This is a genomic window from Acinetobacter sp. 1294243, from assembly GCF_000588015.1.
GTDB lineage: Bacteria > Pseudomonadota > Gammaproteobacteria > Pseudomonadales > Moraxellaceae > Acinetobacter > Acinetobacter pittii.
The window spans coordinates 144,134-162,028 of sequence record NZ_JFXG01000008.1 but is presented as its reverse complement, the minus strand read 5'-3'; the positions used below and the strand labels follow the sequence as shown (position 1 = coordinate 162,028).

The following is a 17,895-nucleotide window of genomic DNA, read 5'->3' as shown; positions in this document are numbered from 1 at the left end:
TTGCTGTATGGTAGATAAGCGAACAAAGCAAACACGGAAAAAACAGCAGTCTATTTCGGGAAAACCAACTCTTGCCTTCGATATGTGGCGGTTTTATCTGCTATGGGCAACAGTACTGCTCTGTTTTGTTGTATTAATTGCACGTGCATTTTATGTGCAAGTGATTAATAAAGACTTTTTACAAAACAAGGCCAATGCCAATATTTTGCGTACGGAACGTATTGAGGCAATGCGTGGGGTTATTAGCGACCGTCATGGTGTGCCTTTGGCCATTAGTACGCCTATTATGAAAATTGTCATTGATCCACGTGATTACTTTGATACCAAGCATTTATATGACGAAATTACAGCGGAATTAAAAAAAGATCCAAATAATCGTAAGTTAAAACGACAATTACCAGATAAAAACCTAAACCTTGATGAGTTAGCGGATGTGGTTGGTTTAGATCGTGCAGATCTAAAAAAACAGATGAATGCGCGTCCACGTTCTCGTTATTTGGTTTTGAAAAAAGAAGTGCCGCCACAGCAGGCAGATCTCATTACAAAGGGTAACTTCCAAGGCGTTTATGCTGAGAAAACATATAAACGTTATTATCCTCAACCGCAGCCAAATGCTCAGATTATTGGTTTAACCAATAGTGAAGGCCAAGGGATTGAAGGCTTGGAAATGCAGTTGAATAAACAACTGTCTGGGATAGATGGCGAACAAAAAATTATTCGTGATAAACGTGGTAACCGCTTAAAAGTTTCTGAGGTTATTCGTGAAGGTGAGCCAGGCGAAAACATCACTTTAAGTATCGACTCTCGTTTGCAATATATTATGTATCGTGAGTTGACTGCTGCTGGTGTTGCAAATAACGCCCGTTCGGCGACAGCAATTGCTGTAGATGTTAAAACAGGCGAAATTCTGGCTATGACCAGTTGGCCATCTTATAACCCGAATGATAAAAACGGTTTATCTAATAAAGATGCCATGCGTAACCGCGGTGCGATTGATATGTTCGAGCCGGGTTCTACTATGAAGCCTTTTACAGTTTCTGCTGCACTCGAAACTGGACAATATACCCCAAATACGATTGTCAACACTTCGCCAGGTTCAATGCGTTTAGGCTGGCATACTATTCGTGATACGCATAACTATGGTGCTTTGACTGTCAGTGGCGTAATTATTAAGTCATCAAACGTGGGTTCGGCAAAAATTGCGTTGTCACTTCCTAAAGAAACGTTACCAAGCTTCTTTAATCGTGCTGGCTTTGGTAAACGTTCTGCTGTGAAGTTCCCCGGTGAAAGCTCTGGTTTAGTACTTCCTGTAAGCAAATTAAACTCTTCCCAAATTGGTACCATGGCTTATGGTTATGGTCTAAATGCAACTATTCTTCAGTTGGCGCAAGGCTATGCAATGCTTGCAAACCATGGGGTGAAAATGCCTCTAAGTTTGCATAAGCTCGATCAAGCACCTAAAGGTGAGCAAGTTCTTGCTCCAAAAATTGCTGATCAGGTTTTGCTTATGCTAGAACAGGTGACGATGCCGGGCGGTACTGCAAAGCAAGCTAATATTCCGGGTTATCGCGTTGGTGGTAAAACAGGTACAGCTCATAAACTTCGTGCAGACCGTAAAGGTTATTCAAATAATGAATACCGTGCTTTATTTGCAGGCGTAGCTCCGATTAGTGATCCTCGTTTAGCGGTTATCGTAGTTGTTGAAAATCCACAAGGTCGTTATTACGGTGGTTTGGTTGCGGCCCCTGTTTTCGCACGCATTATGCAAGAATCATTGCGCTTAATGAATGTGCCGCTTGATAAGCCCCTTGATACTCCAGAAAATCCTATTCGCAGGTAAGCTATGTCTGTTTCTTTCCAAGAAATTAATCCAGTCGAGATCGATGCACAGTGGTCTAAACAGCCTTTTCAAGGCTTTAGTTTAGATAGCCGTAAGGTTGTGTCAGGCCAGATCTTTATCGCTTTGACCAGTTATAGCCAACCTGAAAAAACACGCGCTTTTGCTGAGTCAGCTTTAGCTAATGGTGCACTTGCCATTATTAGCGAAACTGAGTTGGGCGTAGCAAATGAGTGGGTGTGTTCTGATGTGCGTCAACGTATGGGTGAGTGGCAAGAACGTTATTTACAGCGTATAGATCCCGTAGTACCAGTGCGTATTATTGCAGTGACTGGTACAAATGGTAAAACCACAATTTCGCGTCTAGTGGCTGAATTAATTAGCTCTCAACAACAGCGCTGTGCTGTTATGGGCACTACAGGCAATGGTATTTTACCAGACTTAACACCATCAACTCACACTACGCTTGATGCTTTACAACTGCAAAATGCATTGCATGATTATGCAAAACAAGGCGCGACTTTTGCTTCTTTAGAGGCAAGTTCACATGGTTTGGAACAAGGTCGTTTAAATGGTTGTGCGATTGAGATTGCTGTTTATAGCAATTTGAGTCGTGACCATCTGGATTACCACGGCACTTTAGAGGCTTATGCAGAAGCGAAGGCTCTTTTATTCCGTTTTAGCTCTTTAAAAGTAGCCGTTATTAATTTAGATGATGAGCATGCAGCTCTCATGATTAATGCAGCAAAGCAAAATCCTGCTCAACCGAAAATTTTAACGTATTCACTTACTCAAAATACTGCTGATTATTATATTACTGACCTGAGTTACAGTTTAGCGGGGGCGACATTTAATTTAGTGAGCCCGCAAGGTTCTTTTGCTGTGCAAAGTCCATTGTTAGGGCATTTTAATGTCGAAAACTTGGTTGCAGCTCTTATTGCTACTGAGCAAGCAGGTTTTGATTTAAAAGCGCTAGTAGCTTTCGTTCCTGAGCTGATTGGTGCTCCAGGTCGAATGCAAGTTATTCGTGATGGTGAGCGTTTATTTGTTGTTGATTATGCGCATACACCAGATGCATTAATTCAAGTGCTTAAAACATTAAAACGTCATGTTTCGAATCAACTTTGGGCTGTATTTGGGTGTGGCGGGGACCGTGATCGCGGTAAGCGCCCATTAATGACTCAAGCAGCTTTAGACGGCGCAAATCCAGTTATTTTGACGTCGGATAACCCAAGAACAGAAGACCCTGAACAAATTTTTGCTGACATGAAGCAAGGAATCGATTTTTCAGGGCACCGTATGCATGAAATTCATGACCGCCGTGAAGCAATTAAATTTGTTGCACAGCAGGCTCAGGCTGGTGATATTGTTGTAATTGCCGGTAAAGGACATGAAAATTATCAAGAAATTAATGGCGTACGTCACTGGTTTGATGATGTTGTTGAAGTGCGTTCTGCGATTGATGCACAACATCACACTGTAGACGCTGCTTACCCTGCACAATAGGACAAATTATGCATACTTCAACCACCAGTACCGTGCCTTTGGAACCGTGGACAGCTCAACAATTACAACAGGCAACACAGGGCTACTGGCATAAAGACCAAATCCCTCAAACTGAAATTAAACGTATTTTGACGGACTCTCGTCATGCGGAAACTGGGGATGCCTTTTTAGCACTAAAAGGTGAGCGTTTCGATGCGCATGATTTCGTTGCGCAAGTTGCTGCAAATGGTTGTCAAATAGCTATTGTTGAACGTCCGCTAGATGTAGATATTGCGCAACTCGTTGTTGCCGATACCCGATTGGCTTTAGGGCAACTCGGCGCTTATCGCCGTGAGCAAAACTCACAATTAAAGGTGATTGCCTTAACGGGAAGTAGTGGTAAAACTACAACCAAAGAAATGCTGGGAAGTATATTGTCGCGCTTAGCGCCGACACTAATCACCCGAGGGAATTTAAATAATGACCTTGGTGTACCAATGATGTTGCTAGAGCTTCGCAAGGAACATCAATATGCGGTGATGGAGTTGGGTGCAAGCCATCAAGGCGAGATTGATTACACATCAAAACTCGTTCAGCCTCATGTTGCGGGCATATTAAATATTGGTACAGCTCATTTAGGCGAATTTGGTGGCCGTGAAGGTATTTGCCGCGCAAAATCAGAAATTTATCGTCATATTTTACCAAATGGTGTTGCAATTGTGCCGCAACAAGATGACTTCACTGCCGAGATTCTTGATGCTGCGAAAGTTCATCGTATTTCTACATTTGGTGTAGGAGGCGATATCTATGCAACAGATGTGGAGTTACTGCCTCAATCAACGAATTTTATCCTTCATACACCACAAGGTAGCAGTGCAGTTAAGCTTCCTTTTGCGGGTGAGCATAATGTTCAAAATGCGACCGCAGCTGTAGCTTTTGCTTTGGCAATTGGTATTGGACTAGAAGATATTGTCCAAGGTTTAGAGCTAGCTCAGGGAGCCAAAGGTCGTCTTAACTTTATTCAAAAGTCACCTTACTTATTTATTGATGATACCTACAATGCCAATCCGACTTCTATGCGTGCTGCTGCACAAGTGTTGTTGCAGCAACAAGGCGTAAAAGTGATGGTCATGGGGGATATTGGTGAGTTAGGTGATAGCAGTTGGCAAGAGCATTATGATTTAGGTCGTGATCTTGCCGAACTTCCTTTAGATCATATTATTGCAGTTGGACAGTTCGCTCCAGCTGCTCTCGAGGGTGCAGACTCTCATTCTAATAAAGTGAAAGCATTTCAGACACAAGCTGAGGCGCTTCCATTTTTAATCAATCTAATCCAAACACATCAACCCCAGTCCATGAGTTTCCTGTTTAAAGGTTCTCGCTTTACTCATATGGAAACGTTGATGGCTGATTTGATGGAGAAACTTTAAATGCTGTTATGGTTGTTTGAACAACTTGCGGGCTATCACAGCTCGTTTCAGGTCGTTCGTTATTTAACATTACGTTCTTTACTCAGTGTATTAACTTCACTGACCATTGGTCTGGTCCTTGGACCGATCATGATTCGTAAATTACAAGCGTTAAAATACGGTCAGGCAGTAAGTTCGTTTGCTCCTGAAAATCATGCTAAAAAAATGGGTACACCAACGATGGGCGGAATTTTAATTCTGCTTTCAATTGGTATTAGTACTTTACTATGGGCTGATTTATCTAACCCCTATGTCTGGATTGTGCTTGGTGTAATGGTTGTATTCGGTGCTGTAGGCTGGGCAGATGACTGGATTAAAATTCGCTATAAAGACAATGCAGGTTTACCTGCACGTAAGAAGTTTTTCTGGACTTCTGTTGCATCGCTGGGTGCTGGTATTGCGTTATATTTAATCGCAACTCAACAGTCCAATGCAGAACATACCGCAAACATGTTGGATTTATTGATTCCATTCTTTAAGAATCTTTCAATTCCACTCTCAATTGTTCCTTTAGGTCTGGCATTTATTGTATTTACCTATCTAGTGATTAATGGTGCTTCTAACGCTGTTAACTTAACAGATGGTTTAGATGGCTTGGCAATCATGCCGGTTGTCATGGTAGCTACAGGCTTAGGCGTATTTGCTTACTTGTCTGGTGACATTCGTTTCGCTAACTACTTACATATTCCATATGTGAAATATACATCTGAACTCGTAGTAATCTGTTCTGCCATGATTGGTGCTGGTTTGGCATTCCTTTGGTATAACGCGCATCCTGCTCAAGTATTTATGGGGGATGTCGGTGCTTTAGCTTTAGGTGCGATGCTTGGAACAATTGCAGTTATGGTTCGTCAAGAAATCGTATTTGCAATTATGGGTGGTGTATTTGTAATGGAGGCAGTATCTGTATTCTTACAAATCGGCTCCTTGCGTATGCGTAATAAACGTGTGTTCTTAATGGCACCGCTGCATCATCACTATGAAAAGCAGGGCTGGAAAGAAACGCAAGTTGTGATCCGTTTTTGGATTATTACAATTATATTAGTAGTTTTAGGTCTAATGACTTTAAAATTGCGATAGATCTTATTTTAGTGTCAATATAAAGCCAGTTCTACTGGCTTTTTTTATTGGAGAGGTGAATGACAAAAGTTGCTGGTCTAGACCAATTATCTGTGATTAATCAAAAAGTAGTTGGAGAGGGCGAAGTATTACCTCAAGTTGTACTTAAAGATGGAAGTCAGGTGCAAACAGGAACTGTAGCGACAATGCTGCACAATATTGAATTATATAATGCTGGGCAAAGAGGGCAAATTGAGGAAGAGTTAAAGATCGCAATTCCAACTTTAGTCAAGGTAGGTCTGTTTGATTTGTTTCAGGTAGATGAATGGATTAATGGTACAAATGCAGGTCGCACCTTTGTTGGACTACACGCAAAGACTTATTTACAACAAAAAGAACAAGAGAATAATTAAAAGTGGCTAAGCAAGTTTTAATGTGTCCTGTGTGTCGTCAGTCCCTGAATTTAACTGAACGAACTTGGCGATGTGAGCAAGGACATAGTTATGATGTAGCTAAACAAGGCTATGTCAATTTACATGTGGTGCAACATAAACATAGTAAAAACCCAGGGGATACGCCCGAGTCAGTCGATGCGCGACGAGCTTTTTTGCAAGGTGGTTATTATCAGCCATTACAGCAAGCTGTAGTCGCTTTATTAAAGCAACTAGATGTAAAAGCAATACTCGATATCGGATGTGGTGAGGGCTACTATACAAGTGCTATGCAGCAAGTTGTTGAACAGTGTGTTGGTGTTGATATTGCAAAAAACGCGGTACAACGTGCGGCAAAGCTCAACACTGAAGTAACTTGGGTGGTGGGAACAGGAGCAACTTTACCTGTATTGGATAGGAGTATGGATGCTTGCACCAGTTTATTTAGCCCAATTCCGCAAGCAGAAATTGCGCGTGTCTTAAAAGATGAGGGTCATTTAATTGTTGTTACGCCTGCTTCTGAACATTTGTATGCCATGCGTGAGGCTTTATTTGAGCAAGTTAATCCTCACACACCAGAAAAGTTTGTAGAGCAACTACAAGATTTGTTTGAATTAAAGCAAGAGCAAATTATTGATGCGCCTTTTGTGCTCGATCAACAAGCCCTAAAAAATCTGATTGCTATGACACCTTATGCTTATAAAGCCTCTCCTGAGCGCCGTTCGCAGTTAGAGCAGCAGTCACAATTAGAAATAACAGCATCTTTTCAAATTTATGTCTTTCAGAAGCGCAATAAAAAAGCCATCTAACGATGGCTTTTTCTATTATTCAATCTGATTAATCAAATTTTCTAATTCATCTTTTTCTCGCTTAGGAGCGGACTCCTGTGAAGGTCTCATGGCAGGAGGCGCAGCTTTTGACGGAATAACAATTTCTTCACCTGGTAAATCGGAAAAGTCATTGTCATTGCTTAATTTTGGTTGTGGCGGTGCTGGTCGATAGAGCGGACGTGCTAGTGGCGGAGCCGCACGATAAGTTTTCTTATCGGCTACTTCTGTTACGGTTTCTTGTTGGTCACGTGAAATAGGACCTTTAGCATCTTTGTCTAAACGGACCCAAGCTGCTGGCGTACCTTGCAATGCTTGACCCATAAAGTTAATCCAGATCGGCAATGCAGCAATACCACCATATTCACGACGGCCAAGTGTAGTCGGTTGGTCAAATCCAACCCATGCTACAGTCACTAACTTGCCGTTGAAGCCTGCAAACCATGCATCTTTTGCATCATTTGTAGTACCTGTTTTACCACCTAAATCACTACGGCCAATTTTAAGTGCAGCACGACCTGTACCATGCTCAATTACATCACGTAAGATGTTCGCCATATCATAAGCAGAGCTTGACTTTAAAATACGTTGAGCTTGGCGATATTGACTGTTGTTTTTGTCAGTCTGTTTAAGATTAAGCTGCTTAGCTGCGTTTTCTTTCTGTTCTATGTCTTTATTCGTAACTTCAATGACTTCATCATCAGTCGTTGTAGGTTTTTGTTCATCACCAGTCGTGTCAGGTGCATTAATACATGGAATACATGCGTATTCTGGTTTGGCTTCATAAATGACTTTGCCGTAAGCATCTTCAATACGTTGAATGAAATGCGGTTGAACACGGTAGCCGCCGTTTGCAAACGTTGCATAACCAGTTGCCATTTGAATTGGTAATACTTGAGGAGTACCTAAGGCAATGGTGTAGTTACGAGGAATTTGATCTTCTTGTAAACCAAAATCCATAAATAATTGGCGAGTACGTTCAATCCCTACTGTTTGTAGAAGTCTTACTGATACGGTGTTACGAGACAAATATAAAGCACGACGTAATGGGATCATACCTAAGTAACGGCCATCAGAGTTTCGTGGTGTCCATTTGCCAATCGTAATTGGGCTATCATTCACCATGCTATACGGGGTCATACCTCTTTCTAATGCTAAAGCATAGAGGAATGGCTTGATTGTAGAACCCGGTTGACGCCAGCCTTGTAAGGCGCGGTTAAATTTTGATTGATAGAAGTTATAGCCGCCTACGATTGCTTCAATTGAACCATCATTAGGGTTAATTGCAATGAGTTGACCTTGAACTTTTGGAACCTGAACTAAAGACCATGCTGTTTTATTATCGTTTGGGCGTAAACGAACAATATCTTTAACTTTAACAATTTGGGACGCACGTGAAGGAGCGCCACCTACGCTATTTGCATTGCGATAGGGGCGTGCCCATGACATGCCGGACCACTGAACCGTAACGGTTGAGCCATCTTGCATTAATGCTTCAAAAGAGCTGCTATTTACCTTAGTAACTTGTGCAGGATAGGTGTTGGCATATGCTCTAAATTCAGTTAACGGTTTGTCATGTGCTTCTGCACCACGCCAGCCATGGCGACGGTCATAAGCTTCAAGGCCATCTTGCACAGCTTTTTCTGCAATCGCTTGGCGTTTAGCATTAATTGTTGTGTAGACTTTATAGCCAGAATCAATGGCTTGTTCACCAAAATGCTTTACAAGTTCTGAACGAACCATTTCCCCAGCATAGGGATGAATATTATTTAAATCCCGATTGGGCATATTTAAATTGATCGGCTCTGCAACTGCTTTTTGATATTCTGCTTGAGAAATATAACCCAGCTGTAACATACGGCCTAAAATCCAGTTGCGTCGTTCGAGTGCGCGCTCAGGATTAACTACAGGGTTATATTTAGAAGGTGCTTTTGGCAAACCTGCGATCATTGCCATTTGAGCAATGCTGAGCTCATTAATGCTTTTGTTATAATAAATTTTAGCTGCTGCCGCGATACCATACGCATTTTTCCCTAAGAAGATTTTATTCACATAGAGACTGAGAATTTCTTCTTTAGACAAATTTTGCTCAATTTTTCGAGCCAAAAAGATTTCGGTTATTTTACGTTTTAGAGTTCTTTCTGGACTCAAATAATAGTTCTTTGCAACTTGCATGGTGATCGTTGAACCACCAGTTTGCACATCTGAACCCGTCACACTTTCGCTCAAAGCACGACCTAAACCTTTAAAACTGATCCCGCTATGTTCAAAGAAAGAAGAGTCTTCTGCTGCTAAAAATGCATGAATAAAAGCAGGGGGAATTTGTTTGTATTCAACCGGAATAGAAAGCTTACCACCGTACTCGGCAATCAGTTGATTGTCTGAAGTGTAGACCTGTAATGGTTTTAAGAGGGGAGCTTTTTTTAGTGAACTCATTTCTGGAAGCGATGGGGCGATATAGAGATACATGCCATAAAAGCCCATCGGAAGTGAGACTAAGATAATAATAATGATCAAAAAAATTGGACGCACGAAGCCCAAACTGGATAGCTTTTTCATGATAAGTAAGCTTTAATAAGATCGAATACAAACTAATTGTGGTCAGTATAGCCTTTAGACATGCGGATTGTTAGATGAGATATTGTATCCGTGTAAAAATAAAGACCTAGATTATTGGTTTGTAATTTTTTTTGGGGATAAAAAAATAATAGGACAATAGTGTGCTCAGGTTATATCGTAAACCGAATAAGGGGTTAATGGGCGTCGATATTAGTTCGACTTCTGTTAAGTTGTTAGAGCTCTCTGTTAAGAACGGTAAATATTGGGTAGAAAGCTATGCTTTAACGCCTTTACCTGAGAACAGTGTAGTTGAAAAAAATATCTTGAATCCAGAAGCAGTTGCAGAAGCTTTGGAACGGGCGATGAATTTAGCAAATCCCCACACCACTAATGCTGCAATTGCTGTTCCAACATCGACGGTTATTCATAAAACTATCGAAATGGATGCAGATATGAACGATGATGAACGTGAAGTTCAGATTCGATTAGATGCGGAGCAATATATACCGTTCCCTTTAGATGAGGTGAGCCTTGATTTTGAGGTTTTACCAGATCGACTGCCGAATCCAAATCGTGTGAATGTACTTTTAGTCGCAACACGAACAGAAAATGTTGAAACACGCGTAGAAGTACTGGAACTGGTTGATTTAACGCCTAAGCTTGCTGATGTTGAAAGTTATGCTGTCGAACGTGCTTTTAGTGTGTTTGCTGATAGCTTACCCATGGGTGCAAATACCATTGGTATTTTAGATATTGGCCATACCATGACCACATTATCGGTTATGCAAAATGGCAAAATCATTTATACCCGTGAACAAGTCTTTGGCGGTAAACAGCTTACTTTGGAAATTCAAAGCCGTTACGGTTTGTCATTAGAAGAAGCGGGACGCGCTAAAAAAGAATGTTCTTTGCCAGATGATTATGACATCGAAATCTTAGAACCATTTTTAGATGCTGTAGTTCAGCAAGCTGCTAGATCTCTACAATTTTTCTTCTCTTCATCCCAATTCAATGAAATTGACCATATTTTGCTAGCGGGTGGCAATGCCAACATTCCAGGGCTTGCTAAATTGTTGCAGCAGAAACTCGGTTACCGAGTCACTATTGCCAATCCATTTTTACAAATGGGTTTCTCTCCTCAAGTCGACGTTCAAAAAATTGAAAATGATGCTTCTTCATTAATGGTGGCATGTGGCTTGGCTTTAAGGAGTTTTGATTAATGGCAACAATTAATTTACTCCCTTGGCGTGATGGGCTTAGGGAGCAGCGTAAAAAACAATTTATTATTTTATGTTTTGGGGTCGTTGTTTTGGGGATAACCACTGTATTTGCAGGGTGGTTTTATTTGAATCAAAAATTAAATGATCAAGAACAAGCAAATCAGCTCATTATCAGTACAAACCAGAATCTAGATCAACAACTTAAAACCTTAAATGGTTTGCAAGAACAGCGTGACGCAATTATTGAGCGCATGAAGCTCATTCAAGGTTTGCAAAGCCAACGTCCGGTCGTTGTGCGTTTGGTGGATGAATTAGTACGTGTGACTCCAGCAGCCATGTATTTGACTAAATTCAGCCGAACCGGAGATAAATTTACGATTGAAGGTAAAGCGGAAAGTCCAAATACAGTTGCAGAGTTATTACGTAATCTCGAAGCATCGCCATGGTATCGCAACGCTTTTATGAGTTCTTTCTTGGCAACCGAAGAGAAAAAAGATAAGGCTATCAGTTCTTTGCTTCCTAGAGTTGAAGATAGCTATGGCAGTTTTGTTGTTACTGTTGATGTAGGGGAAATGGGTGTGACTACAACAGATGATACCGCCAATACGTCTGTAGGTACGGATAAGGAGGCGGCAAAATGAGTCCTGATGAACTTCATGAGCTGTCTTTAGAACAAGCTCCATCTAAGAAAAAAAAGATCACCTTAGAAAAATTCCTTCAGCAATTTAACACGCTCGACATGAACAGTTATGGCAGCTGGCCATTATCTGTGAAAATTACGTGTTGGATTTTTATTTTCTTTGCTGTACTGGCTCTAGGGTATTTTGTTGCTATTCAACCAAAGCTACAAGCAATTGATAATGCTCAAGCACAAGAAAGTAATTTATTAAATGAGTTTCGAGAAAAAGACTCAAAATTACGCAACTTGCAGCAATACCAGCTTCAACTTCAAGAGATGCAAGCCAACTTCAATCAGCAGTTAGAACAATTGCCAAAAGAAACCGAAATTCCAAGTTTAGTTGAAGATATTAACTTAACGGGGGTGAATTCTGGTCTGAAGTTTAAAAATATCCGCTTAGAAGATGAAGTGAAGCAGGAAATTTTTATTGAACAGCCTATTACTATCGAAGCAACTGGGGATTATCACGCTTTCGGTGCTTTTGTTAGCAGTATTGCGGCATTACCACGTATTGTGACGATGCATGATTTTATTGTTGAAGCTGCTCCTGTTAAGGATGGTAAATCAGATATTCCTGTGCTTAATTATTCTATCAAAGCAAAAACTTATCGCTATATGGGTGCTGCAGAAAATCCTGAACATCAGGAAAAAAATGCTTCGGCTTCCTCGGTAGCACCTGATTCTTCTACTGCTAACATACAGCCGAAATAGGAGAATTACGATGAAACTTAAACAATTTTCTCTTTCTATTTTGGCATGTTTAGCTTTAGCTGGATGCGACTCTAGAATCGACGCCGTAAATCAGCAAATGGCCGATATACGTAATCAGCCACCACAAGCCATAGAACCCGCGCCTGTTTTTACGCCTGTGCCACAATTTAATTATGCAGCCCATCAGTTAAAGAGCCCATTTTTACCAAGCTCACTTGCTGCTGAGCTCAAAATTATGGCGGGGAAACGAGTATATCCGAATTTCTCACGAGCACCACAGCCACTCGAAAGCTATGCATTAGAGTCCTTAAATATGAAAGGAAGTATGCGTAACAGCCGCGGGCAAGTCATGGCTCTGATCCAAACACCTGATCAACAAATTGAGCGAGTGCAGGTAGGGAACTATATCGGGATGAATCAAGGTCGAATTACCCATATTGGTCCTACTCAGATTGATTTGGTGGAGATTGTCCCTGATGGGCGAGAAGGCTATGTGGAGAGACCAAGAACCTTAGTGTTAATTGGACCCGCACCCTAAAATTTAGGGAATAACAAAGAAAAAATTATTTTTAAAGATTATTTATTGGGGATGGTTAGACAATGAATCACGTATTCCGTCAGTTTTCTATGGGAGCTGTGGCGATTGCAATTATGCAGGTTGCGTCTGCACAGGTCAGCATGACTAATATTGTACCGACGCAAATAGCGGGTCAGGGAACAGAAATTCGAGTGATATTTAATGGCTTTCCACCGCAACCACAGGCATATCAGCTTGAGAATCCTTCACGTTTGATTTTAGACTTTAATAAAGCGCAGCAGAATTTAACACAGTCAAAAGTAGCGATTGGAACGAATGAAGCGAGTTCGGTCGATGTAAGCTCCGATGATCAGCGTTCACGTTTAACTGTTAATTTGAAAGAGGCAGGTGCTTTTACAACTCGTATTGAAGGCAACACTTTTATTTTAAAGATTAATTCTGCGCAGGTTGTAGCTAAACCTGTATCAGCAAGTGCAATGCAAATCCAAGGTGTTTCAAACATCGGCTTCCAACGCGGTAGTCAAGGGGAAGGTCTTATTGTTATTGACCTGTTGGGGAGTAATACCCCTGTTGATGTGCAACAACAAGGCAGCAAAGTTGTAGTAAAAACTTTGGGTTCTAAAATTCCTACTCATTTAGCTAAGCGCTTAAATGTAAATGATTTTGCAACGCCTGTTTCGACCATTGAATCTTATAATGATAAAGGCAACGGTGTTATTACGATTCAATCTACTGGTAGCTATGAATATATGGCTTATCAGGCGGAAAATAAATTAACCATCAGTCTCAAGCGTCCTCAAGATAAAATTGTAAACACTTCATCTAAACCATCTAATTATTCTGGTAATAAGCTTTCTCTTGATTTTCAAGATATTGAAGTTCGTCGCGTTTTACAATTACTTGCTGATTTTACTGGCATTAATATGGTTGCGGCTGACAGTGTGCAAGGTAACATCACTTTGCGTTTAAAAGATGTTCCATGGGATCAGGCACTTGATATTATTTTAAAAACTAAAAATTTAGATAAACGCAGAAATGGTAATGTAATTTGGATTGCTCCAGTTGCGGAACTGATCAAGGCAGAAGACGATGAGGCAAAAGCTTTAGCACAAACTATTAAATTAGCACCGATCCAAACAGATTATATTCGTTTGAATTATGCAAAAGCAGCAGATGTCCTTAAACTAATTGAAGAGACTCGTGATGGCAAGACAGCTGTCGCAAATCGTACAGCAGGTTCAGACTCTCTTGCTTTAGAAAGCTTATTAAGCTCAAGAGGTAGTGCTGTTGCCGATACGCGTACTAATACTTTGATTGTAAATGATACAGCCCAAAATATTGATAAAGTTCGTAAAATGATTGATTTGATTGATGTACAGATCAAACAAGTCATGGTGGAAGCTCGAATTGTAAGAGCTTCTACTTCTTTTACTAAAGAGCTCGGTGTTAAATGGGGAATATTATCGCAAGGGATTACCAACAATAATAATTTATTAGTTGGTGGTAGCGAAACGACCTTATGGAATTTACGAGAGCCCAAAAAGGATGAGACTACGGGTGGTTATAAATACACGATTGAACGTCCAGATAACTTAAATGTCGATTTGGGTGTAACCAATCCGGCTGGAAGTATTGCCTTTGGCTTGATTAGTATGTCTGATTTTATGCTTGATCTCGAACTTTCTGCATTACAAGCTGACGGTTATGGTGAGGTGATTTCTACACCTAAAGTGATGACCGCAGACAAACAACCTGCGAGAGTGGCAACAGGTCAACAAGTTCCTTATCAAACCACGACGAATTCTGCTGCGGGTGCCACAGCAAGTACATCATTTAAAGATGCACTATTAAGCCTAGATGTTACCCCGAGCATTACGCCTGACGGTAAAATTCAAATGAAATTGGATATTTCTAAGGATTCTGTAGCTGGCGAAGCACCTAATGGTGAATTAATTTTAAATAAAAATAATATTAATACCAATGTACTTGTTAATAATGGTGAGACAGTCATTTTAGGAGGGGTGTTTGAGCAGACTACTTCTAATTCACAAACCAAGGTTCCTTTCTTTGGAGACATTCCTGTAGTTGGGCGTTTATTTAGAAAAGATGTGAAATCTGATGATAAGCAAGAGTTACTGATTTTCGTTACGCCACGAATTGTTAATGACACTTTGGTGAGAAATCATTAATATATTTTTTAATGAAAGCAATTGAAATAGGTGGCGCCTTGCCAAGCAAAGCGTTTGAAACCCTGCCAAATATTTATTTGGTAGGGCCCATGGGGGCAGGAAAAACAACCGTTGGACGTCATTTAGCCGAACTATTAGGGCGTGAATTTTTAGATAGTGATCATGAAATTGAACGCAAAACAGGTGCCACTATTCCCTGGATTTTTGAGAAAGAAGGGGAGTTTGGATTTCGTACTCGTGAAACCGTAGTGTTAAATGAGTTGACTTCCCGTAAAGCCTTAGTGTTGGCGACAGGTGGAGGTGCAATTACTCAAGCACCCAACCGCGAATTTCTAAAGCAACGTGGTATTGTTGTTTATCTTTACACTCCTGTAGAACTACAATTACAACGAACTTACCGCGATAAAAATAGACCTCTATTACAAGTTGAAAACCCTGAACAAAAATTACGTGATTTGTTGAAAATACGTGATCCTTTATATCGTGAAGTTGCGCATTACACGATTGAAACCAATCAGGGTGCTGCTCGTGATCTTGCTCAAAAGATTTTGCAACTTATTTTGTCCAACCCGCTAAAATAGCCAAACTTACTTGTGGTTTTATAAACTCATGCAAACTTTACATGTTGAATTAGGCGAACGCCGTTATCCTATTTTTATTGGCAGTCAACTTGATCCTAAGCAGTTACTTGAGCCTTATATTCATGGTCAACAGGTCATGATCGTGAGTAATGAAACGGTCGCTCCTTTATATTTATCTCATTATCAAGAAGCTTTAAAAAGTTTGGGTAAAACTGTAGCGACTTGTATTTTGCCAGATGGTGAGAAATATAAAGATATTCAACATCTAAATTTAATTTTTGATGCTTTACTTGAAGCTGGTTTTAATCGTGATTGTACGGTTTTAGCTTTGGGTGGTGGTGTTATTGGGGATATGGCTGGTTTTGCGTCAGCATGTTTCCAACGTGGTGTTTATTTTGTTCAGGTTCCGACTACACTTCTTTCACAAGTAGACTCAAGCGTGGGTGGTAAAACGGGGATTAATCATCCTCTTGGTAAGAACATGTTGGGCGCATTTCAGCAACCTCAAGTTGTTTTGGCTGATATGGCTCAACTTGATACTTTACCAGATCGAGAGTTATCTGCTGGATTATCAGAAGTCATTAAATACGCCTTGTTGGGTGACGCTGATTTTCTTGTTTGGTTAGAGCGGAATATGGATGGGTTAATTGGGCGAGATGCTGAACTTTTAGCAGAAGCTGTTTATCGTTCATGTGCTCATAAAGCGCGTATTGTTGCTAACGATGAAAAAGAGCAAGGCGAACGAGCTTTACTCAACTTGGGTCATACTTTCGGTCATGCGATTGAATCTTACCTTGGCTATGGCACTTGGTTGCATGGTGAAGCAGTAGCGACAGGCATGGTGATGGCGGCTGATTTATCACAACGTTTAGGTTGGATTTCAAGCGATGATGTAGAGCGTACAAAAAAAATTATTCAACGCGCTAATTTGCCGATATCATGTCCAAAAATTCCATTGGATGAATTCCTTGGATATATGGCGCATGATAAAAAAGTTCTCAATGGTCAATTACGTTTAGTGTTGTTAAAACAACTTGGACAAGCAGTAATTACTAAAGACTTTGATGTTGAACTCATGAAACAAGCTATTTTGGCAAATCAACACGGATAATAAATTAAGGTAACACATGACTGTATCACGTACACTTTGGCAGAATGTTCAACAATATATCTGGTTGGTGGGTGGTATCGTCTGCTTGTTGCTCGCTTTTATTTTTTGGGTAATGACCGATAGTAAAAAGCTGGTTGAAGTTGAAAAATCAGCTGATTCAGATGCCCCAGTGCAAATTCAGCCAGAGAAGGTAGCAACAACGGCTAATTTAGGGGCTTTAGCTGATGAAGTTAGACCTCTTGATTTAACAACCCGTACGATTGCTTCTGGTCAGCATGAGGCAGAGTTCCGCGGTACAAAATTTATTAATGAAAACAAGAAACAATGGACGCTTGAGCTTTTCCGTGCGTCTGATGAAGATATTATTAAAAACTTTTTAAAAAATCGTCCAGAACGGAATAAATTTATCTACTTCCGTTTAAGCGGAGATAAACAATCTGAACAATATGTTTTGACATATGGTGTATTTAAACGTTCTGAAGATGCAATTCAGCAGTTAACCCAACTTAATCTTGATTTACCTGAATCAATTAAACCTCAACCGCAACAATTTTCGACCTATGCGCCATTAGTCAATGATTTAGGTGCGGATGAAATGAAAGGTGGTATTAGCCAAACTTATGAAGTGCGGTTACGTCCAGCTGCTCTGCCTAAAATTGATGAGTCCTTACTCATAGGAGGCGGTGTGGCTACTCAACCTAAAGTGGCGGCTCCCGCAACAAACTCTACAACTCGTACAACGATTATTCGTCGAGATGCTGAGGGGAATGTTGTGGATGTACATCAGTCTAATTCGGCAGTTGATGTGGCTAAAAAGGCTCAACAGAATCGTATAACAGAGCCTACAGTAAAAAATGCAACAAATGAGGGCACAAGAGGTAATTAATTATAAGGATGCATCGCACAAATATGGTGCAATAATAATGGTTATATATATTTTTTGATCACCTGTGGTGCATATTTAGTCATTTATTAAAATGATAACGCGAATAAAATCGATCTATTTTCAATAATTATAAATACTTAATTGCAAAAAATAACATTGGCATAGTTTTTGCTTTATTCTTGTGCTTATTAATGTGCTGTAAACTATTTTAGCGCTCTAAAGAGTAAATTCCATGCAGGATCGAGGGGTCGAACTGCTTTAAAAGAGTGCGAAATAAGTCAAAACATTTTTCTAGCAAAAACCAGTGTACGTA

The 17,895-nt window shown here is 40.4% G+C and carries 15 protein-coding genes; 14 read left to right on the top strand and 1 reads right to left on the bottom strand.

Annotation, left to right across the window (positions count from 1 at the left end):
* Positions 1–7: 7 nt before the first annotated feature.
* From ftsI to J655_RS15785, 6 genes are read left to right on the top strand one after another with little or no spacing between them, the layout of a single operon-like run.
* Entirely contained in the window at positions 8–1,840 is a 1,833-nt protein-coding gene (ftsI, locus tag J655_RS15810; RefSeq protein WP_032006375.1) for a penicillin-binding protein PBP3, read from the top strand.
* 3 nt (positions 1,841–1,843) lie between these two features.
* Positions 1,844–3,343, top strand: coding sequence for a UDP-N-acetylmuramoyl-L-alanyl-D-glutamate--2,6-diaminopimelate ligase (locus J655_RS15805; protein WP_032052652.1), 1,500 nt, complete (start codon positions 1,844–1,846; stop codon positions 3,341–3,343).
* An 8-nt stretch (positions 3,344–3,351) separates the two neighbouring features.
* A complete protein-coding gene (locus tag J655_RS15800) occupies positions 3,352–4,752 on the top strand; it encodes a UDP-N-acetylmuramoyl-tripeptide--D-alanyl-D-alanine ligase (RefSeq protein ID WP_005078488.1) in 1,401 nt (466 codons plus the stop codon).
* The gene (gene mraY, locus J655_RS15795; protein ID WP_002116751.1) at positions 4,753–5,871 is read left to right on the top strand and encodes a phospho-N-acetylmuramoyl-pentapeptide-transferase; all 1,119 of its coding nucleotides are present in this window, start codon (positions 4,753–4,755) and stop codon (positions 5,869–5,871) included. It begins immediately after the preceding gene.
* Positions 5,872–5,930: 59 nt separating this feature from the next.
* Positions 5,931–6,263 carry a hypothetical protein gene (locus J655_RS15790; RefSeq protein WP_002116981.1) on the top strand — a complete coding sequence of 111 codons (333 nt, stop codon included), beginning with the start codon at positions 5,931–5,933 and terminating at the stop codon, positions 6,261–6,263.
* Positions 6,264–6,265: 2 nt separating this feature from the next.
* Entirely contained in the window at positions 6,266–7,090 is an 825-nt protein-coding gene (locus J655_RS15785; RefSeq protein WP_005078486.1) for a putative RNA methyltransferase, read from the top strand.
* Positions 7,091–7,105: 15 nt separating this feature from the next.
* On the opposite strand, the gene ponA is transcribed toward J655_RS15785, so the two are convergent.
* On the bottom strand, positions 7,106–9,667 hold the full coding sequence (gene ponA / locus J655_RS15780) for a penicillin-binding protein PBP1a (protein WP_032052651.1): 2,562 nt from the start codon (positions 9,665–9,667) through the stop codon (positions 7,106–7,108).
* 161 nt (positions 9,668–9,828) lie between these two features.
* On the opposite strand from ponA, the gene J655_RS15775 reads away from it, so the two are divergent.
* The 8 genes from J655_RS15775 to J655_RS15740 all read left to right on the top strand — a co-directional run bounded on the left by J655_RS15775 (position 9,829) and on the right by J655_RS15740 (position 17,582).
* A complete protein-coding gene (locus J655_RS15775) occupies positions 9,829–10,887 on the top strand; it encodes a pilus assembly protein PilM (protein WP_032006368.1) in 1,059 nt (352 codons plus the stop codon).
* Positions 10,887–11,528, top strand: a complete 642-nt coding sequence (locus J655_RS15770) for a PilN domain-containing protein (protein ID WP_002116944.1) — start codon at positions 10,887–10,889, stop codon at positions 11,526–11,528. Before J655_RS15775 ends, J655_RS15770 begins: the two co-directional genes overlap by 1 nt.
* A complete protein-coding gene (locus J655_RS15765) occupies positions 11,525–12,277 on the top strand; it encodes a type 4a pilus biogenesis protein PilO (protein ID WP_032006367.1) in 753 nt (250 codons plus the stop codon). The genes J655_RS15770 and J655_RS15765 overlap by 4 nt, the downstream gene beginning before the upstream one ends.
* A gap of 10 nt (positions 12,278–12,287) precedes the next feature.
* Positions 12,288–12,815, top strand: coding sequence for a pilus assembly protein PilP (locus J655_RS15760; RefSeq protein WP_002116864.1), 528 nt, complete (start codon positions 12,288–12,290; stop codon positions 12,813–12,815).
* Between the two features lie 62 nt (positions 12,816–12,877).
* Positions 12,878–15,004: a type IV pilus secretin PilQ gene (pilQ, locus tag J655_RS15755; RefSeq protein ID WP_032052650.1), complete on the top strand. Its 2,127-nt coding sequence runs from the start codon at positions 12,878–12,880 to the stop codon at positions 15,002–15,004.
* A gap of 11 nt (positions 15,005–15,015) precedes the next feature.
* Positions 15,016–15,585, top strand: a complete 570-nt coding sequence (gene aroK / locus J655_RS15750; RefSeq protein ID WP_002116987.1) for a shikimate kinase AroK — start codon at positions 15,016–15,018, stop codon at positions 15,583–15,585.
* A gap of 28 nt (positions 15,586–15,613) precedes the next feature.
* Entirely contained in the window at positions 15,614–16,696 is a 1,083-nt protein-coding gene (gene aroB / locus J655_RS15745; protein WP_032006366.1) for a 3-dehydroquinate synthase, read from the top strand.
* A gap of 16 nt (positions 16,697–16,712) precedes the next feature.
* Positions 16,713–17,582, top strand: coding sequence for a hypothetical protein (locus J655_RS15740; protein WP_032052649.1), 870 nt, complete (start codon positions 16,713–16,715; stop codon positions 17,580–17,582).
* Positions 17,583–17,895 lie beyond the last annotated feature (313 nt).